Consider the following 25,374-nt stretch of genomic DNA (forward strand, 5'->3'; position numbering starts at 1 on the left):
AAATAAAAGCATTCAAGAAATTAATCACATAAATTTAAACCCAAGCTTTTTTTACAGCTAAAAGTTTTTGTTTAAATAACTTAATATTACGGGTTTTACTTACCTTTGCGTCCCATTTTAGGTTGTATGAAAAAGATGTTAAGTATAGGTTTTTGGGAATTTATCGCCCGAGTAATCTTAAGAAATAGAATAATTATTTTATGTGGAGTTGTTTTAATTACAATTCTGTTGGCATTACAGTGGAAAAACATCAAGTTTACCCAAACAGAAGCCAACCTGATTCCTGCTGATGACAAAATAAATGTAGATTACAATTCTTTTCTGAAGAACTTCGGTGAAGAAGGAAATCTTGTGGTTATTGCTACGAAAGACCCTCAATTATTTACACCAAAAACATACCAAGCCTGGAATGATTTAATGACTAATATTCAATCGAACAAAGAGGTTGACTTGGTCATTTCAATCAATAATTTAAAAAAATTGACCAAGAATGATTCCTTGGAAACTTTTGAATTAACGCCATTAATCAATCCGCAAAAAACCCAAAGTCAAGACTATTTAAATCAGGTAAAATCAGAGTTATTAAACAAACTTCCTTTTTACGAAGGATTGCTTTTTAATAAAAAATCAGGCGCTATCCGTTCCGCGATCTATCTTGATAAGAAAATCATCAATACCAAAGCAAGAAAAGAATTTGTCTTAAACAAACTCATCCCTGAAATAGAAAAATTTGAAACCAAAACAGGCATCGATCTTCATACTTCGGGAATGCCATACATCAGAACATTAAATGCCAAAACGATTATCGATGAGATTGGTTTGTTTATTGGAGCTGCATTATTAATTACTGGCTTGATTTTCTTCTTTTTCTTCAGATCGTTCAGAGCAACCCTAATTTCACTGGTTATTGTAATTATCGGTGTTATGTGGTCTTTCGGGCTGTTGGGCTTATTGGGTTACGAAATCACGGTACTTACGGCACTTGTTCCGGCTTTGGTTATTGTAATTGGAATCCCAAACTGTATTTTCTTTATCAATAAATACCACCAGGAATACCAGGTTCATGCCAACAAAGCAAAAGCATTACAGAGAGTTATTACGAAGACGGGGACGGCAACATTAATGACGAACATTACTACTGCTGTCGGTTTTGCTACATTTATTGCCACCAACAATGTTTTACTGACTGAGTTTGGCGTGGTAACTTCCATCAATATTATCGCTTTATATTTACTGTCTTTATTGATAATTCCTATTTTTTTCAGTTATATCCCGACTCCAATACCTAGGCATTTAGGCCATTTGGAACGCGAATACCTGACGTCTTTTATGAATTGGATCGTTCGAACTGTAAAATACAATCGAATTGGAGTGTATATCACTGCAATCATATTACTTGTCATTGGAATAATAGGCATTTATGAAATCAAAATTTCCGGAAGCATTATTGAAGATATGCCTAAGAAAACAGCCTTTTTTGATGATATTCGTTTCTTTGAAAAAGAATTTGATGGTGTAATGCCGCTTGAAATAATGATTGACACCAAACACAAAAAAGGAGTCATGAAACTGTCTACCCTCAAGCGAATGGAAGAACTGGAAGAAACTGTCCAGGAAATCCCTGAATTATCAAAACCGCTTTCGATAGTTAATCTCGTTAAGTATTCGAAACAGGCCTATTACAACGGAAATCCGGAGTATTATGAATTACCGACAGCACAAGAGCAGGCTTTTATTTTGTCCTATGCCAAAAACGCTGCGCAAAACTCTAAAGAGAATCTACTGAAAAGCTATGTTGATTCTACCGGACAGTTTGCCCGAATTACCACATTTATCAAGGATGAAAACGGAGAAAAAATGGATGCCATCGAATCCCAGATCAGAGCCAAAGCAGACAAAGTGTTTCCTCCGTCAAAATACAATGTGATTATAACCGGAAAAGCATCGGTGTTTCAGAAAGGAACAAAATATTTATTAGACAATCTTCTGTCTTCATTACTGTTTGCATTTGCCTTAACCGGAGGTTTGGTCGCTATCATGTTCCGTTCTTTCAAAATGGTTTTGGTTTCTATCATCCCTAATTTATTGCCGTTATTACTAACTGCCGGTTTGATGGGCTTTTTAGGCATTCCGCTTAAACCTTCCACTATTTTAGTATTCGGAATCGCGTTTGGAATGTCTGTAGATGATACTTTACGGTTCCTGGCGCAATATCGATTAGAGTTAAGCCGAAACGATTGGAAAATCAAGAAATCTGTATTTGCCACTTTTGACGATGCAGGAATTAGTATGTTCTATACTTCTATCGTGTTGTTTTTTGGATTCTCGGTATTTATGTTGTCCAGTTTTGGAGGAACAGTGGCTTTAGGAGGTTTAGTGGCACTGACTTTATTCTTCGGAATGTTATCTAATTTGGTTTTGCTGCCTTCGTTAGTACTCTCATTAAACAAAACGCTGGCTAATGAGCAAGAATTCATCAAGCCTACTATCGATATATTAGAGCATACGGATGAAGAAATTGATGCCCTGGAGAATAAAAAATAAGACGTTATTTATCGTTTTGTAAAAAGAAAAAAGAATTTTATTGAGCGAAATCATTCTAGCCCTGATTGAAACGGTATCCTTTTTGTTTTTTCTTTAAAAACAAAAAGATATAGTGGAAAGCAGGAAATAGCTTCAAAAAATTATACAAATCAATTATATTTGCAATTATAATAATTACCATTTAAAATGAAACATACAAAAGTTAAAGACTTACTAAACAGTACAAAGACACTTCACGAAGTAAATGCGAAAGGTTGGGTTAGAACTTTTAGAAACAATCAATTTATAGCGTTGAACGATGGTTCGACGATTCATAATATTCAATGTGTAGTCGATTTTGAAAACACACCTGAAGAAACGTTAAAAAGAATTACAACCAGTGCTGCTATTTCGGTAACAGGTGAATTAGTAGAAAGCCAAGGTGCCGGACAGAAATATGAAATTCAGGTTACAAAACTTGAAATTCTTGGTGATAGTGATGCTGAATCATATCCAATTCAATTAAGAAACAAACCTAGTTTGGAATTCTTAAGAGAGAAGGCTCACCTACGTGTACGCACCAATGCTTTTGGAGCGATTATGCGAGTGCGTTCTGTATTGTCTTTTGCCGTACATCAGTATTTTCAGGAAAAAGGTTTTGTATATGTAAACACGCCAATTATTACAGGTTCTGATGCAGAAGGTGCCGGAGAAATGTTTAAAGTAACAGCGCTGCCTTTTGACAACACACCAAGAACGGAAGAAGGAAAAATAGATTATAAAAAAGATTTCTTCGGAAAAGAAACTAACTTAACTGTTTCAGGACAATTAGAAGGGGAAACTTTCGCCATGGCTTTGGGACAGATTTATACTTTTGGCCCGACTTTCCGTGCCGAAAATTCCAATACTTCCCGTCACTTGGCTGAATTCTGGATGATTGAACCGGAAGTGGCATTCAACAACTTAGACGACAACATGGATTTGGCGGAGGATTTTATTCAATACGTGATTAAATACACATTGAATAAATGCGAAGACGATTTAAAATTCTTAGAAGGCCGTTTGTTGGAAGAGGAAAAATCAAAACCACAAGCAGAACGTAGCGAAATGGCATTGTTAGAGAAATTGAATTTTGTTTTGGAAAACAACTTCAAACGTGTTTCTTATACAGAAGCTATCGATATTTTAAGAGATTCTACTCCAAACAAAAAGAAGAAATTCCAATATGTAATTAACGAATGGGGTGCTGATTTACAATCAGAACACGAGCGTTATTTAGTAGAAAAACACTTCAAATGCCCAGTAATTTTATTCGATTACCCAGCAAATATCAAAGCATTTTATATGCGTTTGAATGAAGACGGAAAAACAGTACGCGCTATGGATATCCTTTTCCCTGGAATTGGAGAAATCGTTGGCGGGTCTCAAAGGGAAGAACGTTACGATGTTTTGGTTGAAAAAATGAAAGCCTTAGGCATCGATGAAGAAGAATTATGGTGGTACCTTGATACCCGCCGTTTTGGAAGCGCGGTTCACTCAGGTTTCGGACTAGGATTTGAAAGACTCGTTTTATTTGTAACAGGTATGACAAATATCCGTGATGTAATTCCTTTCCCAAGAACACCAATGAATGCGGAATTTTAATACTAAGTTTCAAAGTAATTGAGCTACAAAGTTTGAATACTCTAAAAGAATTTTTTTATTAAATTTAATCCATAAATCACGAGGAAACTTTGCGGCTTTGCGGCTTTGTCACTCAGCAACTATAAAATGTTAAAACAGTTTCTAAATCTTAAGTTATCCCAGAAATTATCTCCGCAACAAATCCAGTTGATGAAGTTAATTCAAATGCCTACGCAAGCTTTTGAACAACGTTTATTGGAAGAAATGAATGAGAATCCGGCTTTAGAAGGTGGAAACGAAGAGGAAATTTACGAAAAAGATGAGTTTGACAATAATGACGAATACGACGAATATGACGATAACGACAGTATTGATTCAGGCGACATTAACATTGACGAATATTTAAGCAACGACGAAACTCCGGATTATAAAACGCAAGCTAATAATTACAGCGAAGACGATGGCGAGCGCGAATCACCACTGACCGCATCAGTTAGTTTCCATCAGGATTTAATCAATCAGCTCAATACTTTCATTCTGACTGATGAACAACGGGATATTGCCGAGTTTTTAGTAGGCAGTATCGACGACATGGGTTATATCCGTCGCAGTGTTCAGGATATTGTGGATGATATGGCATTCACTCAAGGTATTTATACTGATGAAAAGATTGTTGAAAAGGTGCTTTGTATAGTGCAGGAAATGGAACCTATAGGAGTAGGTGCACGAGACTTACAAGAGTGTTTATTGCTTCAATTGAAGCACAAAACTCCTACAGAATCTGTTGAATTGGCCATAAATATCATTGAAGACCAGTTTGAGGCTTTTACCAAAAAACATTACGAAAAATTATTACTTAAGTTTCTGGTTAGCAAAGAACAGCTTAAGAAAGCTATAGAGGAAATAGAAAAACTGAATCCAAAACCGGGAGGAGCATATACAGGCAGCAGTAAAATAACAGAGCATGTTGTTCCTGACTTTGCCATTCGCATTGTAGAAGACGAACTGGAACTGACCTTAAACGGACGTAATGCACCTGAATTACATGTATCCAAGGATTATCAGGACATGATGAAGACCTATAAAGATTCTAAAGACAAATCGGCTACGCAAAAAGATGCGGTGCAATTTATCAAACAAAAATTAGATTCGGCCAAATGGTTTATCGATGCCATAAAACAACGCCAGGAAACACTTTTTGTGACTATGAATGCCATTATGCATTTTCAGCAGGAATATTTCCTTGATGGCGATGAGAGTAAACTAAAACCGATGATTCTAAAAGACATCGCCGATATGATTGGTTTGGATATTTCAACCATTTCCCGGGTTGCCAACAGTAAATATGTAGATACTCCTTATGGCACCAAACTGATTAAGGACTTCTTTTCGGAAGCCATGACAAATGATCAGGGAGAAGAAGTATCGACCATAGAAATTAAAAACATATTGGAAAACGTCATCGCAGAAGAAGACAAAAGCAAACCATATCCCGATGATCAATTGGCTGATATTTTAAAAGAAAAGGGGTACCCTATTGCCCGAAGAACAGTAGCCAAATACCGTGAGCTGCTGGACATTCCTGTAGCGAGGATGCGAAAGAAAATGTAATAAAAAAACCTGGCTCTATGAACCAGGTTTTTTTATAATATCTCTATTCTTTTAGGCCTTATTAAACATTATACATGATAATTGATGGATCCGAATTTCCAGTGCGTAACGAATCCAAAAAGAAGGACAAAAAACAGGAAGAGTTCAACGATAATGAATAACAAGAACAGCAGCATTCTCCAGCTAAAGCCCCAGACAGAATAATCGCTTTTAAAAGCTGCATAATAACTATAAATGACATAGAATAGAATAAGCAGTGAGAAAACAAATTCTGCCACTTCTGAAATACTGTCAAAATAAGTGAAGTCGAAAAAACTAAAAAGAGTACCTACCACTGTAATAAGCACTATTCCCAGGAAAATCATACCGGCAACTATAAAATGCTCACTCAGGTTCAATTTTCTTCTCCTGAAAAGCAACGTGCTTTTCAACGCAAATAAAGGAACAAAGGAAAACAAAATGGCCTTCGCATACTTACTCATAAAAGACGCAATTTTCATTCCCGCAGCATTATTCTTAACATCGCTGATTGGATTTTCATAAACTTCAGATAGGCTATCGTAATAATGCGTAAGAAAAATATTCAATCCCAGAAGGATTAACGCCAGATAAAATACATTATAATAACGGATCCTTTTTCCAGCAATATAATCCAGTGCTGCATTGCCAGGTCTTACCAAAGCTTCTTTGATTGTAAATAGGATTCCTTTTTCAAAATGCCACACACCATGCAGTATATCATGAAAGACAAAATGCTTTAATGTAATACGGTGTGTATCTGTTTTTTGTCCGCAATGGGAGCAAAATACATTCGAAGCAATAGCATCGCAATTAAGACAACGGGTGGAATGACTCATGATAATCCTGTTAATGGCTTCGCAATAATACAAAAAAACTGCTTTTTAATACTCTTTCTTATCATTTCTTTGTTGACATTAATTACTGACTTATTAATAAAAAAAGCGACAAAATTGTCGCTTTTTTTATCTTATATATTGTTTTTCTTTAGTTCAAAAAGTTTTGAACTCACCAGAATTCCTGTTATGCCTCCAATAGAATTAGCCAAAGCATCTAAAATATCACCTTGACGGCTTGTGGTCAGATAAGTCTGTCCTATTTCTACAGAAATACCCAATAGTATGGCTACAGAAACCAGTAAAATCTTTGACTTCTGATTTTGTTTTTCTTCAAAAACAAGATACCGGAACCATGCTATGACAAACACAAAATAAAAAACAAAATGGACTACTTTGTCTGCATTTGGGAAATAAAACATTTTCTCTCCCGATGGACTTTTAAAACTAAAATAAAGAATTAAAACGGTCCAAAAAACAGCAAGCCAAATCGAATTTTTATTAGGCGCCAATAAGCTCTTTATAGTCATCGCTTGAAAGTAAATTTTCAATTTCAGAAGCATTGGAAATTTTCACTTTAATCATCCAGGCCTTTCCGTATGGATCTTCATTTACTACTTCTGGAGTAACTTCAAGCTCCTCGTTGAAAGCAATAATTTCACCTGAAAGCGGCAAGAATAAATCTGATACTGTTTTTACAGCTTCAACTGTTCCAAAAACATCATCTTGTTGTAATGTCTGATCTAGAGTTTCCACTTCAACATATACAATATCTCCTAATTCCTTTTGAGCAAAATCAGTGATTCCTATTGTAGCAATATCGCCATCAATGCTTACCCATTCGTGGTCTTTCGTGTACTTTAAGTTAGTTGGTATGTTCATTTTATTATTAATTAAATTCAGGCAAAAGTAAAATTATTCAATTTAAAAATTATGGTTTTTCACAATTAATTTCCAAAGTTATATCGAAGCGTAAAACCAGCTCTGATATTAGTCAATGGGAAAGCAGTCGAAATAACAGCTTTCGAGAACGAATAATCGAAAAAGAATAATGTCGTCAAGTTTTTACTAAATGAATAGTCACCCGTCAACTTAGCCGAAACAATATTTTGTCCCCCGGCCAGCTGATTATTATCATAATCTAAATTTCTGACAATTGTTTTGTTATTTCTAAATGACAAATCTGCTCTCAAATTAATATCACTCTTAATCATTCCCATTGCATTATCTGCTAATCTCGATTTGATTTGAACGTCTTTAATTCGGTACCCTAACCCGACAATATATTCAATTCCTTTTAATTCGGTCAGTAAATTATTATCTAAACTCAAAGAAAGTGTTCTGTCTTTTTTCATTTCAGCCAAAATCTTAATCGAATTCTTCATTTCAAAATCCAATCGCACTAATGGACTGAATTGTTCTGTCAAATTCACATTTGAAATGATCATTTTATTTTGGAAGTTTCCATTAGCATCTTTTGATTCCGGATTTTTATCATATTCGAAATTAGATCGGAAAGAATTCATCGTATAAGCCGCTTTGTAACTGTGCTGTAATGAGAACCTTTTGAACTTATCCTTGAAGAACTTGTAACGCATCAATCCTGTATATTTTACTGTCCAGTTAGGAATTGGAAAACTTCTGAAAGAACTTAAAGGAACATCAGGAGCATTACGGAAGTCTGAAGTATAGGCCGCTAAGAAAGCAGGTAATAAAACCGCCTGGCTATTTTTACCAAAACCTAACGGATATCCATCGGCACCGATATTAACCGGGTTGCTCAAATCAATACCTTTTTCAACTGCCAGTCTTCTTGCAATTATAATTCTATTGTTTCTAAATTGCTGGAAAGCATCCGAAGTTAACTCATCGCTTCTTAAAAAGGCAGTTCCTATCATATTTGTTGAGATAGAGAAATTACCAAAATTATAAGGTGAATGTGAGTTGTAAGCATCTCCAACAGCATCAAACTGCTCTGAAAAATTTTCGGCATGTGTTCTGTCAGCAACTAAATCAACTTTCAAATCCGGGAATATCTCCAGATTCGCATTGGCTGTAATTTGCTTGTTTTTTATTTGTGTAAAATTCTGGTTGAATTCAGGATAATCCGTTAACCAACCATTTTTAGCCGCCTCAAAGCGAACATCATCCTGCAAACCAAAAACAAATCCTAATGAAGGTCTTGATGATCCCAAGAACCCAACAGAAGGCAAATACCCCGGAAGCAATGTTCCGTTTGTTTCGCTGTAATTAATTTGGATATTTTTAATACTTGTTGCCACTCCAATTAAACCGTCAATCCAAATATTAGGCTTTTCTTCTTTTACTTTAGGTTTGGCAACAATTTTTTCTCCTGGCTTAGGGGCCGCAACAGGTTTTGTAGCTACGGCTTTATTTGCTTTTTTAACCCCTCTTTTGGTCAGACCGATGTATTTATAAAAAGTTTCCATATTAAATGTCGTATTCAACTTGTGTGAATTCGCATTTTGAATGGTGTTTCCTAAATCATATCCTTTAAATTCCTGTGCCAATATGGAAGCCTTTTGCCAGCTGTAATCTCCCGTATACGTATAATCAGATTTTATAAAGGCGAAAACCGGAATCTTGTTTATTGGTATATCATAGTTTAGCGTCAATTGCTGCGCATGGTGATTCGGTGTTCCTATATTCCAGTAATCATCCCAAATAGTAAAATCATCTATAGGATCGTTATTTTCATCTAAATAATTACGAACTAAATTAGCCGTTGTTGCTGTATAGTTAAGACGTAATGCTTTCGTGATATTATAATTGAACCCATAATTATAATTGAACATAAAATTACGCTTGTACAAAGGATGAATTCCAATTCCCTGTACTTCAACTTGTCTGAACTGTTGTCTGTTAAACTGACGTAAAATGGTTGAACTAAAATTAATACTGGTAGGCAAATAGTTAAAATTGAAATCGTTTAAAAGCTTCCAATAGTTACTCTTTTTCATGAATTTATTTTCCTTAAACGGCTCGATAGGCTTTGGCTTGAATGTAAACGCATAATCAGCTGAAGTTCTTACCTGTTGATCGAGCAGGTTTTCGATTTCAAAATCATGGTGCTCCACTTCATTAAATGAATAAGCCATGGTTAGGTTTTCAGGATCATAGAAATGTTCTTTCTGCTCCGGAGCTCTATCTTTCTTAACCCCAATAAAGTTGATGCTTTTTCTTTTCGTAAAATCAATAGCGCGGTTTTTAATGTCTTTTTTCTCTTGTGCATCAGGAGTCACATCAATTAATTGTTTCAGCTTGATATCCTGATTGAACGGATCGTATTCAGGAGTAATGATCTCTTCTCCGATAGCATAATTGAACGGAATGGTCACGCCCCATTTTTTTGGAAGTAACTTCCCTAAACTCATATTTGTAACGATATCGTATTGATGTGCATCTTCCCGACTGCGCTCGTTAGGACTTTGTTCCAAGGAACCAAAACCGATAGTATTCATTCTTCCCGTAGCAGAAAGTGTCATAAAATCAGCAAGGTTTGTATCTACACTGGCAATAGCAGCCATTCCTCCTTTATTATCAACATCAGCCAGACGTAATTCGTTAAACCAAACTTCTCCTCGCAAAAATCTGTTGCTGTTGTTTTTTACACCCACCATTAAAGTTCTGACAAATCCAAAATTTGGATTTCCTTTAATACCGATTCGTAATTTATCTGTTGCTGGATTGGGAGTATCCGATAATTCGTCATTTTCAGTTACATACATAAAGAAAATTCCGTTCGGATCTAATGGTTGTGTTCCATTTAAGTTTAAAATTTTAAGCTGTGTCAGCAATGATGTTTTCAAATCAATTTCATTTCTTTCAGGCCAAATTTCTTCAGCTGTTGTAGCCGTTTGCGAAGTAATTTTTAAAGGGAGCTCCACTTGATAGAAATTTTCCGAAAAGTCATTTCCAAATCTTAAAAAGGCAGACATTTCATTATCTGTCAACGGCGATGTTTCTGGTGGAGTTGGCAATGCTTCAGCATGTAAAAACATTTTAAGCTTATTATACTGACGCATATCCACATCAACATTTTTAAATGCAGCTCTTGCATCACCTATTTCCAAACCTTCAGTTCCTGATTGAGGATCTGCTTTATCATAAACTCTTAGCGAAAGCGATTGCTCATTCTGATTTATTACTGAATTATTGTTGTACATCTGCTCTCTTTCTACTCCGGGAGGCGTAACATATCTTATAGGGGTACGATTCGAGTTTTCTTCTATGTTGACAGCCTGAACATCAAATCCTGTATTATCATCAGTCGGATCATTATCATCAGCTGCCGGCTGTAATGAATTAGTATATCTTCTCCATTCACCACGTACTAAGTCTAACGAACCTAAACGTACCGTCACTTTATCATTAAATCCGGACATGAACATACGCATAAACCGAATCGATTTAAAATCTGAAATTCCGCCTTCAATATTAGCCGCTGCGGCTTCCAGTATTGGAATTTTAAATTGAATCCATCTTGCATCCGTTGTGCTTCCATTAGCTAGTGTAACCTGCGTTTGAAGAACATCAGAAACATACTGATCACCAACAACCATATTAGGCTTTACATCTACAGAGAATTTATAATACGCGTCAATAGTGTTCATTGTATTATCCCTGTTGATATCTTCAACATCAGGTATTGTACTTGAACCCCTATTGTTATCCGAAACATTAACCGGTGAATTTCCTTCTAAACCATTATAGTTTCTGTATCTTTCAAGGATAGGGCCTGAAACGCTAAGGAAATACTGGTAATTATCCTGTGCAGGGTCATTTCCTGCAAAAGCCGGAAATTCCAAACTCTCTTCCGCATCAGAAAGACCGTTTAAACCAACATCCTGTTGTGCTCTGTTTCCCTCATTAGTATCAAAAGCATAAATCAAAGATTGTGCAGCAGGAACTTTACCCCAATTGGTATTAATCACATTTTGATTTGTTCCTCCGGCCGGCAATCCGTTTTCGTATAATTTACGACCGTCTTTTAAAACGTCTTCGGAAATTTCACCAAGGTTAAAAGTTAGTTTTCCAACGTTTGCCGGATTCGTTTCACTTGCCGTTCCGAAGTAAGGGTCAAGCATCCAGAATTGAATATATTCGACATTTGCCTGCTCAAAATTTGTAGCATTTATAGAGCGCATAATCCCTCCAAAATTATCCTGTGGATTCGGTAGTGTATTGTTTATTGACAGTGGATTAAAATTGTAAGCCCCTCTTTCAGCAGGATAATAAGTCATATCCAACGTGTTAATGACAGTAGTTTCTCCAGCTGCAATATCAGTATTAGGGTAAAGCTCACGGCTGTAAATCCTCCTTGTATTGTTACGGGAAATTTCGTTGTCATTTACATCTGAAGGCCTATCTCCTGTATAAAAAGTAGGATCGATAGAATACCAGGAAAGTTTTGCTCGTTTGTAGCCATAACTCAAATCATCTTCTACTGCCCCGTTATCAAATCCTTTTGGCACACTCGACAATGTCCATGCCAAAGGTGATTTCATATCGATTGTAGACTGTGATCCTTCAAAATCATCAACATATACTGTCGCTTCCCCTTCAAATTTATCCATTTTTGGAGTTCCCGGCTTTAAGAAAGCGACTTCTCCTCTAACCGAAAGATTCGAAGGAACATCCGTATCAATATTAGGCAGCTTATTTACTAACCTTGTAAAAAACGGCACTTCCGTTGAGAAATTACCATTAAAACCATAAATCATATTGTTTATGGATTCTTGACCGTAATTTGTTTTTTGGGTAAATGGTCTTTCAGTCATCTTAAGCAAAGTACCGCCTACCTGAATTTTATCTGAAATCTTATAATCTACATTTACTCCTATAAATCGTCTGGTCTGTTGACCAAAAACAGCATTGTTTTCAACCGAAACTTCAATCGGAATTCCTGATGCACGCAATGACGGATCCAAAATCTGAACACGGCCCGCTTGATAATTCACGCTATAATCAACCCCTTCCTGCAATACTCTTCCTCCAGCTGTAACTACGACTGAACCTCTTGGAACATTGGCAGCTCCAAGTGAAATTCCATCTCCACCCGTGGATTTAAACTTACCTTTTAATTGGAATTTATTCTTATCACTATCCTGTAATGCTATTGCTTGTGTTTTATAATAGAGGTTTCTGAAAACATATTTTTTCTGATTGTCATTATACGTATTTACATTATTATAATCTTCACCCGGAGCTGCTCCCAATTTGTCAAAAAGAAGCTTTCCAAAAGGCTCATTATTGGTAAAAATGATTCGCCCGTTTTGAGTATCAACAGTCATTCCCGGAATAAAATCAAAGAAACCGTCACCGCCATTTTGCGGATCATTATTAGAATTTAACTTATCTAAATTGAAAACCCTCAATAATGGTGTTTCTGCAACTCCAGCCGGAAGAGGCAATGTTGTTTGCGTTATATAATTTAAAGGAGAAGGATCTGTGTATAAAATATTAAATTTAAAATCCGCAGGCTCTAGCTGGTAAGCACCCGGAATCTGATAAATATTCTTCATCATTAATTTCCAAGCCGGCTTATCAACACTAGCCAAATTTCCTTTAAGCATTTTAAGAATCAAACTTTGAGTGGTCGGAACACCTCCGTTTACCTGAGTGGCATCTACTCCGTCTGTCCCAAATTCTCCAACCTGATAAACCTGATCTCCAATGGTGTACTGATAGGCTACAGCAAGAACCTCATCGTTTGTCAGTCTTTGGTTTAACGAAATATATCCTAACTGTGGATGGTAAGTATATTCATTAGGTGTTAATTTTCTGGCATTTTCCAATTTAGCATAATCTGTTCCTTCAGAAGGTGCCGGTGTAATACCGAAAAACCCTTGTCCTGAAGTTGCAATTTCACGAATTGCAGGAAGCAGATTACTATTTCCGATACCAATTTTTGTCGGATCAAAATTATTATTGGAGTTATTTACCGGCGCATCAATTGCATTGAAGAATGTTGCCGGCGGGTTAATCCCGATAATCTCAGAATTAGGATGTTCTGGATCCGTACTGGACGCTTCTCCTAAATCCTGCAAAGCAATAATGTTTCTTAAGTTATTCCCGTCCTGACCTGTTGTTACTCTGTTTTGTCGGTTGGTTATCCAAACTTCCATTCTGGTAATCTGAACTCTCGAATCAATAATAGGATACTGAAGCAATGCGTCGTTATATTTATTTCTGAAATATTGAGCGATGAAAAAATGTCGGTCTGCATCGTAATCCAAACCAAACAAATTAAATTCCTGAATGGCTCCGCCTCCTTGTGCAGTCACTGTTTTAGTTTGCGATTTCTGCTCGGAGAAAACGCCTGTAACAGTCACTTTACCAAATTGGAATTGCGCTTTTACACCAAATAAACTCTGAGCACCTCGAATCAAAGTACTGTTTAAAGGCATACTCACATTACCCACTTCTATTTTCTGAAGGATATCATCTTCTGTAGGTGTGTATTCTAATTTTATAAGATTTTGGAAGGCAAAAGTAGATTCGGTATCATAGTTTGCGTTTACTTTTAATTTTGTTCCCACTTTACCAAGCAAACTTAAACTGATACGCTGATCAAAATCGAAGGTTGTACTCGATCTGTTACGAGGTGAAAAAGCAGGATTATCTTGTTTGGAATATCGCATACCCAAATCAACCTCAACAGTTCCGGTTGGTTTTACATCAATAGTATTACTTCCAAAAATAGATTCAAAAAAACTCGAATTGATGTAATATCTTGGCAACAAGTCTTTTTTAGCGTCTTTACTTGCTTCTTTTTTCCCGTCAATTGCATCTGATTTTTTTTGGAAATAATCACGAATAGATTCTTTTTGTATTAATTTTTGATATTCGTCAGGAGTCAGAACTATTGGATAATCTATATTAAATCCATCAAAAGTTTTCGTATAAATATACCTGTCCGTAACCGGATCATAAGTGTAGGCTTCAAGAATACTGTTAGGATTAGGAAGTTCTAAATTGTTTGTATTGTATCCTTTAACTGTGTCTTGAGTTTCGGGAACTACCTGAGCATTAACCGATATGGAAACGAAAAAAAGCAGTACAAAAATACTGAATTTAACAAGAGAGCTTAAATTGTAACTAGTATATTGCTTCAACGATTATAAATTTTTTAAGGCTTGTTTAATAATAGTTTCTACAGTAGCGTCTGGCATTGCGGCAACGATTTTTTCAACCACTTTTTCCGATGATTTTCTAACAAATCCTAAGACCTCTAATGCAGATAACGCTTCATCTTTATTTGTATTGCTTTGCGAAATCGAAACTTCGTCTAAATCATAGATTTTTAATACTTTATCCTTTAAATCCAGAATAGCTCTTTGTGCCGTTTTTGCTCCAATTCCTTTTATTGACTGAATAACTCCAACATCACCGGAAGCAATCGCGTGTATAATTTGCTTTGGTTCCAATGACGACAACATTGTTCTCGCAATATTAGCTCCGATTCCTGAAACAGAAATTAATAATTTGAAAATTTCCCTTTCTGATTTTTCAACAAATCCATACAATGTATGACTATCTTCCTTAACTAATAGATGCGTAAACAGTTTTACAAAATCTGTATTAGGCAATATACTGAAAGTATGCAAAGAAATATTTATCTGATAACCTACTCCTCCACAATCAATTACAACCTCTGTAGGCGATTTTTCAACTAATTTTCCTTGAACTTGTGTTATCATAAATGAATTCGTAAACCACCAAATATACTAATTTTCTTTAATTTCTGTTATTTTTTCAGCCTAACTGCCTGATTATTCGATTAAAAATAATACTGTTATTTTTGAGTCGATTTATTTCTTCTCTCTTTTTCCTGAGCATCAACCACAGCTACAGCTGCCATGTTTACCATTTCTTCTACACTGGCACCTAACTGAAAAATATGAACCGGCTTATCCATGCCCAGCATAATAGGACCGATTGAATCTACCTTATACAATTCTTTCAGCATCTTATACGTAATATTCGCTGATTCCAAATTTGGAAAAACAAGTGTGTTTACTTTTTGTCCTGCCAATTTTGAAAAAGGAAACTTGCTTTTCAGCATGTCTGAATTTAAAGCAAAATCCGTTTGAATTTCTCCATCAACAATTAAGTCCGGATGCTCTTCATGCAGATAAGCTACTGCTTCACGCACTTTAGCCGCACTTTCGTTATTTGAAGAACCAAAGTTTGAAAATGAGACCATTGCAATTATTGGTTCCATTCCGAACATTTTTACCGTTTTTGCTGTCATTAATGCAATTCTTGCTAAATCCTGTGCACTTGGATTGGTATTGATAGCCGTGTCCGATAAAAACATAGGCCCACGAGGTGTCATCATCATGTTTGCCGTCGCCATTCTGGTTACTCCAGGTGCTTTTCCAACCAACTCCATCATTGGCTTCACTACTGACGGATAACTTCTCGAATACCCAGTTACCAAAGCATCTGCTTCTCCTTCATTAACCATCATTGCAGCAAAATAATTACGCTCACGCATCCATTTTTGGGCATCAAGCAATGTAATTCCTCTGCGACGTCTTGCTTTCCAATAAATTTCAGCAAAACGCAATCTTCTGGCATCTTCTTCTTTCGTTTTTGGATCAAAAATAGCAACTTCGGCATCGAAACCTAATTCCTCTTTCAACTCTAAAATAATCTCTTTATTTCCTAACAGAATTGGAACTCCAATACCTTCTTCATTTACTATTTGCGCTGCTTTTAACACATCCAGATGATCTGCTTCTGCAAAAACAATGCGTTTTGGATTTGTTTTTGCTCTGTTAGCCAACAAACGAACCATTTTATTATCGGAACCTAAACGCTCTAAAAGCTCGTCTTTGTATTTTTCCCAATCAGTAATTTCTATTTGCGCGACACCACTCTCCATAGCTGCTTTGGCCACAGCCGGCGCAACTTCTGCAATTAATCTCGGATCAAATGGCTTTGGAATAATATAGTCTCTTCCAAAGTTTAATTTGGTTTCACCATAAGCAATATTTACCTGTTCCGGCACAGATTGTTTAGCTAAACAAGCCAATGCTTTTACAGCAGCCATTTTCATAGCTTCGTTAATTTTTGTTGCACGTACATCAAGCGCACCACGGAAAATGTAAGGAAACCCTAATACATTATTTACTTGATTAGGATAATCTGAACGGCCAGTTGCCATAATGATATCTTTTCGGGTAGAAACAGCAAGATTGTAATCTATTTCAGGGATAGGATTTGCCATTGCAAAAACGATAGGATCGTTTGCCATACCCAATAACATTTCAGGCGTAAGGATGTTTCCAGCTGAAAGTCCCAAGAACACATCTGCTCCAACCATTGCCTGTTGTAAATTAGTATTTGGCTTTGCTTTGGAATATTTTTTTTGCAAATCAGACAAATCCGTTCTTTCAGAAGAAAGCACACCGTCCTTATCAAACATGATAATATTATCCGGATTAACTCCTAAAAGCACGTATAAATTGGCACAAGCCAAAGCCGCTGATCCAGCTCCTGAAACTACAAGTTTAACATCACCTATTTTTTTATTGGCCAGTTCCAAAGCATTTAGCAATGCAGCCGAAGAAATAATAGCAGTTCCATGCTGATCATCATGCATAACCGGAATATCTAATTCTTCAACCAATCGTTTTTCTATCTCAAAAGATTCCGGAGCTTTAATATCTTCCAGATTAATTCCTCCGAAAGTAGGTGCAATTGCTTTGACTGTTTCTACGAATTTATCGATATCAGTAGCATCAACTTCAATATCAAAAACATCAATATCCGAGAAGATCTTAAACAATAATGCTTTTCCTTCCATTACCGGTTTTGATGCTTCAGGTCCGATATCACCTAAACCTAAAACGGCTGTTCCATTAGTAATTACAGCAACTAAATTTCCTTTGGCAGTATATTTATAAACGTTATTAACGTCTTTTGCAATTTCGAGGCAAGGCTCTGCCACGCCTGGCGAATAAGCCAGCGACAAATCGCGTTGGGTGGCATATTTTTTGGTTGGGACAACTTGAATTTTACCCGGGGTAGGCTTAGCGTGGTATAGTAATGCTTCTCTCCTTTTATTATCTTTTGACATATTTTAAAATTACTATGAATTTACAAAGTTAAAATATGCATTGAAACAATGAAATTTTTAGTGATTAATCTTTCATAAAGTTTATGCCATCAGGTTGTTTTAAAAAAAAGTAAAAAAACCTACAAAATGAGGTAACAAAAACTTCTTTCAGTTTATATATAAAAAACAATCAAACGGAGAAAGCTGAAAATCCAATGAATAGAGTAAGCAAACTAAAAATCAAACAATGAAAAAATTAAAACAAATTAAACTGGGGAGTTATTTTATTATGGCATTATTTGCAGGTTCACTATTTTTTGTTTCGTGTAACAAAGAAGATGTTGTAACGCCAGAAAAAGAAGAAATTACAGCAAAAGCTCCGGGTGACCTAAACTTTCATGCTCCTGGAGGCGCCGCAAACACTATGCAAAGCTGCCCTGAAACCTTAACAAATGATGGTTGTAATTTTACTTCTGGAACGGGAACAGATCTTCAAAACCAATTTGCAATGGTAACCCTGCTAAACAGCTGTAGAGTAGAAAGCCTATCTCCTGGATGCAGCTGGACTACCGTTACTCAAACAAAATTATTCAATGCTGATTTAAGTAATTGCTGTTTCAGTGCGAATTCCTTAAATGCTCAAATTGACAGCTGGAAGCAAATCGCAGTAAACATGAGACCTGGTTCTGACTATGTAATTGTGAGCTACCAAAGAATTAATGGATTCATGGTTACAGCATATGGCCCATACAGAATGGGAATGAGCGTTACATACCGTAAAAAAATATGTTCGAGATTGCCTGCAGAGCCATCAGAACCAATAGGCATGCAACTTGACTAATACCAAGTCAATCTACCTAATAGTAGTATAACTAGTCAGGTTGCTTTTAAAGTCAGCCTGACTTTACTTTTTTAAAAACTCGATATTTCTTTTCAACCCTTCTAATTTTGTTCGTTTGACTGCTGAATTTTTAAATATTTTCTTAAACGTTTCATCAGTTATCTCTTCCCAGTCTTTCTTAGTGAAGGATAGCATCTCTGAGTTGGGATTGAAAAGCGGCTCGCTGTGTGATTTTGAGAATTTATTCCAAGGGCAAACATCCTGACAGACATCGCAGCCAAAGGCCCAATCGGCAAATTTTCCTTTCATTTCCATGGGAATATTCTCTTTGAGTTCAATGGTGAAATACGAAATGCATTTGCTTCCATCGACGACATAAGGAGCAACGATCGCTTCTGTCGGACAGGCATCCAGACATGCAGTACAACTTCCGCAGTGATTTGTAGTTGCATGATCATACTCCAAATCCAAATCGACAATTAATTCGGCAATAAAATAGAATGAACCCGTTTGTTTGGTGAGCAGGTTGCTGTTTTTTCCAATCCAGCCCAAACCGCTTTTAGCCGCCCAGGCTTTATCTAAAACAGGTGCCGAATCAACAAAAGCCCGGCCTGAAACTTCCCCGATTTCCATCTGAATAAAATGCAACAGTTCTTTTAATTTTTCTTTGATGACAAAATGGTAATCTTGCCCGTAAGCGTATTTTGAAATTTTATAACCCTCCTGATTTTGGGTTTCGGAAGGATAATAATTAAGTAATAAAGAAATGACGCTTTTAGCATCATCAACCAGTAATGTTGGGTCTAATCGTTTGTCAAAATGGTTTTCCATATAAGACATCTGACCATGCATTTGTTTTTTCAGCCAGCTTTCCAAACGAGGCGCTTCTTCTTCCAGGAAGCCGGCAGGCGATATACCACAAGACAAAAACCCGAGGCGTTGTGCTTCAGATTTTATGAGATTTGTATATTTTGATTTGTTATTGATCACTATACTGCATTAGGGATTGAAGCGGTATCCTTTTGAGGAACGAAAAAGATATAGCAAAAAGCCCGGCCCGAAGGGAAATGCCCTAAAACAATCCGCCCTGAACATTTGTTTTGATTCGCCCAAGATGCTTGTAGGCTTTTTCGGTAACTTCCCGGCCGCGAGGCGTACGCATAATGAAGCCTTCCTGTATTAAAAAAGGCTCGTATACTTCTTCAATTGTTTCCCCACTTTCAGAAACGGCTGTGGCCAAAGTAGACAATCCCACCGGACCTCCTTTGAATTTATCAATGATGGTGGTTAAGATTTTATTGTCCATTTCATCCAGTCCATGCGCATCGACATTTAAAGCATTTAAAGCAAATTTTGCTATTTCGATATCGATTTTTCCGTTTCCTTTTATTTGGGCAAAATCTCTGACACGTCGCAACATTGCATTGGCAATACGAGGTGTTCCGCGGCTTCTCCCGGCTATTTCAATAGCGGCTTCCATCGTAATTGGCATTTTTAAGATGGAAGAACTTCGTTGTACGATAGTCGTTAAAAGTTCCGTATTGTAATATTGTAATCGGCTTTGAATTCCGAAACGAGCTCGCATTGGAGCCGTTAACAATCCGGAACGTGTGGTTGCGCCAACCAGCGTAAACGGGCTTAGGTTGATTTGCACTGTTCTTGCATTTGGCCCGGATTCAATCATGATATCAATCTTGAAATCTTCCATTGCGGAATACAAATATTCTTCGACAATAGGACTTAATCTGTGAATTTCATCAATAAACAACACATCTCTTTCATCAAGATTTGTCAGCAAACCCGCTAAATCTCCCGGTTTATCTAATACTGGCCCAGATGTGATCTTGATGCCCACACCCAATTCATTCGCTAAAATATTGGCCAGCGTTGTTTTTCCTAATCCGGGAGGACCATGAAACAATGTATGATCTAAGGCTTCGCCTCGAAGATTGGCTGCCTGTACAAATATTTTCAGATTTTCCAAAACCTGATCTTGACCTGTAAAATCATCAAAAGAGAGCGGCCTCAATCTTTTTTCTAAGTCGAGTTCCTCTGCATTGTAATTTTGATTGGTAGGATCTAAATGTTCATTCATCTGGCAAAGATAGAAAAAGTTTATTCGGGGTTTAGGTTATTTGCTTCGGCTGTCAGCAATAAATTATTGCATTTTTATTTGGACTGTTACACATTATATCCTTTTGCCAAAATGTTTTTCCAGTCCGGATGACGCTTTATATAAGCGGCTGCAAAAGGACAAAGCGGTGCCAAAGTGTATCCCTTCTCCTTTATATACTCTAAGACCCGAGAAATAATAGCTGAACCGACTCCTTTTCCTTCTAATGCTACCGGAACTTCTGTGTGCGTTAAAAAGAATATATTTTCGTTCGACAAAATAAATTCAACGAACGCGGTTTCTCCTTCTACTTTCAGTTCAAAGCGTTTTTTTTCTTCATTAATAACCAATTTGCTCTCTACATTACTATTACTCATTTTTCTCTGTTTTATTATAATACACTGAAAGTGCTCCTGACGGGCATTTTTTTATCTGATTTACAATTTCTTCTGATGTAGCTCCTTCAGGATGAATCCAAGGTTTCTCTTTGGGTTTAAACACGCCCGACAATCCTCTTGCACAGATACCGGAATGAATACACAATTCCTGCTTCCAGACAATGGTTACTTCTCCATTTGAATATTCTCTTACTTTATCCATATCATCAGGTTTTACTTTTACTAAAATTACAAAAAAATTGGGTGTAAATTATGTTTTTATATCTTTATCAAAACTAACCAAAAAAATTATGCAAGAAGAAAAACAAAATTTTAAACGTGAATTAGGGTTATTTGATGCCACGATGCTAGTTGTGGGTTCTATGATAGGTTCCGGAATTTTTATTGTCAGCGCTGATATTACCCGAAATGTTGGAAGTGCGGGTTGGCTAATAGCCATTTGGATTGTTTCGGCATTAATAACAATGACTGCTGCGGTGAGTTACGGCGAATTGAGTTCGATGTTTCCTCATGCCGGCGGACAATATGTCTATCTGAAAGAAGCTTACAATAAATTGATTGCATTTTTATACGGATGGAGTTTTTTCGCTGTCATTCAAACGGGAACAATTGCAGCGGTTGGTGTGGCTTTTTCAAAGTTTGCCGCTTATTTAATCCCTTCTTTCAGCGAAAATAATTTTCTGCTTGAAATTGGTTCTTTTAAATTAAGCGCTGCACAATTAGTTTCGATTGTGACTATTATAGTATTGACTTATATAAATAGTCGTGGCGTAAAAAACGGGAAGATTATTCAAAAAGTATTTACCATTACTAAAATTGCTTCGTTATTCGGATTGATTATTTTTGGTTTTATCTTGGCCGCAAAAAGCGACGTGTGGAATGCCAACTGGACCGATGCATGGAATGCTCAATCTTTCAATAAAAACACTAACGTTTGGTCAGAAATTGGCGGTTTTACTCTACTTTCAGCCATAGCAGCTTCTATGGTAGGTTCTTTGTTTTCGAGTGATGCCTGGAATGGTGTAACTTTCATTTCGGGAGAAATAAAAAATCCGGAACGAAATGTAGGACTGAGTCTATTTTTAGGAACTTTAATTGTGAGTATTATTTATGTTTTAGCTAACGTGATGTACTTGGCTGTAATGCCGTTACAAGAAATTGCTTTTGCTCCTTCAGACAGAGTTGCCGTAGTTGCTTCCGAACATATTTTTGGCTCGACCGGCACCATTATTATTGCCGTAATGATTATGATTTCGACTTTTGGCTGCAACAACGGTTTAATTATGGCTGGTTCACGTGTTTATTACACTATGGCAAAAGACGGTTTGTTCTTTAAAAAAGCGGCCAATCTTAACAAAGCAAGTGTTCCTGGTTGGGGATTATGGATACAGTGCATTTGGGCTTCAGCATTATGCCTGACTGGAAAATATGGTGATTTATTAGATTTCGTCATGATCATTGTAATCATTTTTTACATACTGACGATTTATGGAATTTTCATCTTAAGAAGAAAAATGCCAAATGCCGAACGTCCTTACAAAGCTTTTGCTTATCCGGTTTTACCTGCTTTATATATCATCATAGCTACTGCAATTTGTGTCGCTTTATTGATTGACAGAACCAGTACTTGCGGATGGGGTGTGTTGATTATGCTTGCTGGAATTCCTGTTTATTATTTTACAAAACCAAAAGAATAAATTTGGTTCATACCTTATAAGAAAAGTAAAACCCGACATACGTAAATATGTCGGGTTTTTTATAAGCTAAGGTTTTGCCAGAAGTTTCTATAGCGAAATCTTCACTACATAACCTTCAAAAGTTCTGATGTTAAAAACGGTTCCATCTTCAAAAATGAGGTATTGTCCTTTTATTCCCGATAATTTTCCCGAATAATTAGGCGATTTATCAAGATTTAAACTAGTTACCTTTTTAGGATATTGCTGCACCGGATAGTGCAATTCGTACAATTCATTTTTATTTACATCATAAAACTCCTGAACTTCTTTTGGAATAAGCTCTTTCAACCTTTGTCTTTCTTTAATAATATCAACGCTGGGCACTTCATTTTTAAGCATCTTCTGCCAATTGGTTTTATCGGAAAAATGATTTTTTAGAGCGACTTCTGTAATTCCGGCCAGATAACGATTAGGAACTTCGACAATAGGGATAGCTTCTACCGCACCTTGGTCAATCCAACGTGTAGGCACTTGTGTTTTCCGGGTTACTCCTACTTTAATCTCACTCGACAAAGCCAGATACACAATATGGGGTTGCAGCTGAACCTTTTTTTCATATTCCAAATCCCTGTCTTCAACATCCAAATGAGCCGTACTTAATTCAGGATTCATTATCCAATCACCCACTGCAGCACTGCTCATAAAACAGTCGTAACAAAATCCCTGACGGAAAATTTTCTTCTTTTTGCCGCAATTAAGACATTGGTATCCTTGAAAAGCAATTTCAACCTCTTTTCCAATCAATTGATTCACATTTAAAAAACTGCTCTCAAAAACCAAATAATATTGAATTGGATTCCCGTTTTCAGTTTGCATTTTAGTAAGTACGCCTTCGTATATCATTCTTGAATTAGGATTAAGGAATTTAGGATTCTTGAAAATTTATCTTATTTTTGGTAAAGTTATAAATCCTAAATTAAAAATGCCTTTACCAATTATAAATTCTATTGCTTCTTGGGTTTTGAAACAACGCATTCACCAAATTGAGTTGTTTTTGAAATACCCTAATGAAGTACAGGAAGAATTACTGATGAGCCTCATTAAATCATCAGAAAATACCATTATTGGAAAGCAATATGATTTTGAATCCATAAAATCATATCATACCTTTCAGGAAAGAGTTTCAATTTCGACTTATGAAGATCTGGAACCTTTTATTGAAAGGACCCGTAAAGGCGAACAGCAGGTTTTTTGGAATGAACCAATCAAATGGTTTGCCAAATCCAGCGGAACCACAAACGCAAAAAGCAAGTTTATTCCGGTAAGCAATGAAGCTCTGGAAAATTGTCATTATAAAGGCAGTAAGGATTTACTGTGCCTGTACTTGAATAACAACGAAAATTCGCAATTGTTTACAGGAAAAAGCCTTCGACTTGGCGGAAGCAAACAACTGTATGAAGATAACAATACTTTTTTTGGCGATTTATCAGCAATACTAATAGACAACATGCCTTTTTGGGCAGAATTCAGCAGTACGCCAAGCAACAAGACTTCGCTAATGAGCGAATGGGAAACCAAGCTCTTAGCTATTGTGAACGAAACTAAAATAGAGAATGTAACCAGTTTCGCAGGAGTTCCGTCCTGGATGATGGTTTTGCTTAACAAACTATTAGAGGAAACCGGAAAGAACAATTTATTTGACATTTGGCCCAATCTGGAAGTTTATTTCCATGGAGGTGTAAGTTTTGATCCTTATCGTGATCAGTACAAAAAGATTTTGCCAAAACCTGATTTTAAATATTACGAAATTTACAATGCCTCAGAAGGTTTTTTTGCTATTCAGGACTTAAATAATTCAAGTGACCTGCTATTAATGCTGGATTATGGAATTTTCTATGAATTTATTCCGATGGATATTTTTGGGACACCGAATGAAAAAGCAATCCGTCTTGCCGAAGTAGAATTGAATAAAAATTATGCCGTTGTCATTACCACTAATGCAGGACTTTGGCGTTATTTAATTGGGGATACTGTTCGTTTCACCTCTTTAAATCCCTATCGAATTCGGGTTACGGGAAGAACAAAACACCATATTAATGTATTTGGAGAAGAATTGATGGTTGAAAATACTGATCTGGCATTAGCAAAAACCTGCAAAACAACCCATTCAGAAGTCATTGATTATACTGTCGCACCCGTTTTCATGAGCGGAAAAGAAAAAGGAGCACACGAATGGATTATAGAGTTTCGTAAACATCCTGAAAATATCGAAGACTTTAAAATACTATTAGACCAGAATATTCAGTCTTTAAATTCCGATTACGAAGCCAAACGATACAATAATATGACTTTAAATCCACTATCAATTAATGTGGCCAGAGAAAATTTATTTTACGATTGGTTAAAAAACCAAGACAAGTTAGGAGGACAGCACAAAATACCTCGTTTATCCAACACAAGAGATTATCTCGAGCAATTATTATTCTTACAAAGAGCATAAAAGATAATATTCAAGAATACTTATTATACCTCGATTTCTTTTATATTTTACTCAATAGTTCACGATTAAGTGAACAAAATATTACATTTTCTTAAAAAATAGCGCAGTTCGTCGATTATTTTAACTGTTCATCTATAAAATAAACT

17 protein-coding genes are annotated in these 25,374 nt (G+C 36.3%); 6 read left to right on the forward strand and 11 right to left on the reverse strand.

Annotation, left to right across the window (positions count from 1 at the left end; translation table 11 throughout):
* Nucleotides 1-126 precede the first annotated feature (126 nt).
* The 3 genes from ACRDEC_RS05095 to rpoN all read left to right on the forward strand — a co-directional run bounded on the left by ACRDEC_RS05095 (nt 127) and on the right by rpoN (nt 5,757).
* Nucleotides 127-2,544, forward strand: coding sequence for an efflux RND transporter permease subunit (locus ACRDEC_RS05095; protein ID WP_431497249.1), 2,418 nt, complete (start codon nt 127-129; stop codon nt 2,542-2,544).
* A 186-nt stretch (nt 2,545-2,730) separates the two neighbouring features.
* Entirely contained in the window at nt 2,731-4,167 is a 1,437-nt protein-coding gene (gene asnS / locus ACRDEC_RS05100) for an asparagine--tRNA ligase (protein ID WP_431497250.1), read from the forward strand.
* Nucleotides 4,168-4,293: 126 nt separating this feature from the next.
* Nucleotides 4,294-5,757 carry an RNA polymerase factor sigma-54 gene (rpoN, locus tag ACRDEC_RS05105; RefSeq protein ID WP_431497251.1) on the forward strand — a complete coding sequence of 488 codons (1,464 nt, stop codon included), beginning with the start codon at nt 4,294-4,296 and terminating at the stop codon, nt 5,755-5,757.
* Nucleotides 5,758-5,825: 68 nt separating this feature from the next.
* Here rpoN and ACRDEC_RS05110 read toward each other — a convergent pair whose 3' ends face one another.
* The 6 genes from ACRDEC_RS05110 to ACRDEC_RS05135 form a co-directional block, all read right to left on the reverse strand.
* Entirely contained in the window at nt 5,826-6,614 is a 789-nt protein-coding gene (locus ACRDEC_RS05110; protein WP_431497252.1) for a DUF3667 domain-containing protein, read from the reverse strand.
* A gap of 131 nt (nt 6,615-6,745) precedes the next feature.
* Nucleotides 6,746-7,141 (reverse strand): VanZ family protein, encoded by a 396-nt coding sequence (locus ACRDEC_RS05115; protein ID WP_431497253.1) that lies wholly within the window; start codon nt 7,139-7,141, stop codon nt 6,746-6,748.
* A complete protein-coding gene (gene gcvH / locus ACRDEC_RS05120) occupies nt 7,113-7,493 on the reverse strand; it encodes a glycine cleavage system protein GcvH (protein WP_431497254.1) in 381 nt (126 codons plus the stop codon). The genes ACRDEC_RS05115 and gcvH overlap by 29 nt, the downstream gene beginning before the upstream one ends.
* A gap of 65 nt (nt 7,494-7,558) precedes the next feature.
* On the reverse strand, nt 7,559-14,749 hold the full coding sequence (gene sprA, locus ACRDEC_RS05125) for a cell surface protein SprA (RefSeq protein ID WP_431497255.1): 7,191 nt from the start codon (nt 14,747-14,749) through the stop codon (nt 7,559-7,561).
* A gap of 3 nt (nt 14,750-14,752) precedes the next feature.
* On the reverse strand, nt 14,753-15,334 hold the full coding sequence (ruvA, locus tag ACRDEC_RS05130; protein ID WP_431497256.1) for a Holliday junction branch migration protein RuvA: 582 nt from the start codon (nt 15,332-15,334) through the stop codon (nt 14,753-14,755).
* A 95-nt stretch (nt 15,335-15,429) separates the two neighbouring features.
* Complete coding sequence (locus tag ACRDEC_RS05135; RefSeq protein ID WP_431497257.1) at nt 15,430-17,721, reverse strand: NADP-dependent malic enzyme; 2,292 nt, start codon at nt 17,719-17,721, stop codon at nt 15,430-15,432.
* A gap of 226 nt (nt 17,722-17,947) precedes the next feature.
* Between ACRDEC_RS05135 and ACRDEC_RS05140 the strand changes: the two genes are divergently transcribed.
* Nucleotides 17,948-18,541 (forward strand): hypothetical protein, encoded by a 594-nt coding sequence (locus ACRDEC_RS05140; protein WP_431497258.1) that lies wholly within the window; start codon nt 17,948-17,950, stop codon nt 18,539-18,541.
* 63 nt (nt 18,542-18,604) lie between these two features.
* On the opposite strand, the gene queG is transcribed toward ACRDEC_RS05140, so the two are convergent.
* The 4 genes from queG to ACRDEC_RS05160 form a co-directional block, all read right to left on the reverse strand.
* Entirely contained in the window at nt 18,605-19,531 is a 927-nt protein-coding gene (gene queG, locus ACRDEC_RS05145; RefSeq protein ID WP_431497259.1) for a tRNA epoxyqueuosine(34) reductase QueG, read from the reverse strand.
* A gap of 82 nt (nt 19,532-19,613) precedes the next feature.
* Nucleotides 19,614-20,636 carry a Holliday junction branch migration DNA helicase RuvB gene (ruvB, locus tag ACRDEC_RS05150; RefSeq protein ID WP_431497260.1) on the reverse strand — a complete coding sequence of 341 codons (1,023 nt, stop codon included), beginning with the start codon at nt 20,634-20,636 and terminating at the stop codon, nt 19,614-19,616.
* A gap of 86 nt (nt 20,637-20,722) precedes the next feature.
* Nucleotides 20,723-21,031, reverse strand: a complete 309-nt coding sequence (locus ACRDEC_RS05155) for a GNAT family N-acetyltransferase (protein WP_431497261.1) — start codon at nt 21,029-21,031, stop codon at nt 20,723-20,725.
* Entirely contained in the window at nt 21,024-21,254 is a 231-nt protein-coding gene (locus tag ACRDEC_RS05160) for a (4Fe-4S)-binding protein (RefSeq protein ID WP_431497262.1), read from the reverse strand. Before ACRDEC_RS05160 ends, ACRDEC_RS05155 begins: the two co-directional genes overlap by 8 nt.
* Nucleotides 21,255-21,342: 88 nt before the next feature.
* On the opposite strand from ACRDEC_RS05160, the gene ACRDEC_RS05165 reads away from it, so the two are divergent.
* Entirely contained in the window at nt 21,343-22,749 is a 1,407-nt protein-coding gene (locus ACRDEC_RS05165; protein ID WP_431497263.1) for an APC family permease, read from the forward strand.
* An 87-nt stretch (nt 22,750-22,836) separates the two neighbouring features.
* On the opposite strand, the gene ACRDEC_RS05170 is transcribed toward ACRDEC_RS05165, so the two are convergent.
* Complete coding sequence (locus ACRDEC_RS05170; RefSeq protein WP_431497264.1) at nt 22,837-23,631, reverse strand: DUF2797 domain-containing protein; 795 nt, start codon at nt 23,629-23,631, stop codon at nt 22,837-22,839.
* A gap of 79 nt (nt 23,632-23,710) precedes the next feature.
* Here ACRDEC_RS05170 and ACRDEC_RS05175 point away from each other — a divergent pair, with 79 nt between their 5' ends.
* Nucleotides 23,711-25,228: a GH3 auxin-responsive promoter family protein gene (locus ACRDEC_RS05175; protein WP_431497265.1), complete on the forward strand. Its 1,518-nt coding sequence runs from the start codon at nt 23,711-23,713 to the stop codon at nt 25,226-25,228.
* Nucleotides 25,229-25,374: the final 146 nt, after the last annotated feature.

This window comes from Flavobacterium sp., assembly GCF_050696275.1.
Classification (GTDB): Bacteria; Bacteroidota; Bacteroidia; order Flavobacteriales; family Flavobacteriaceae; genus Flavobacterium.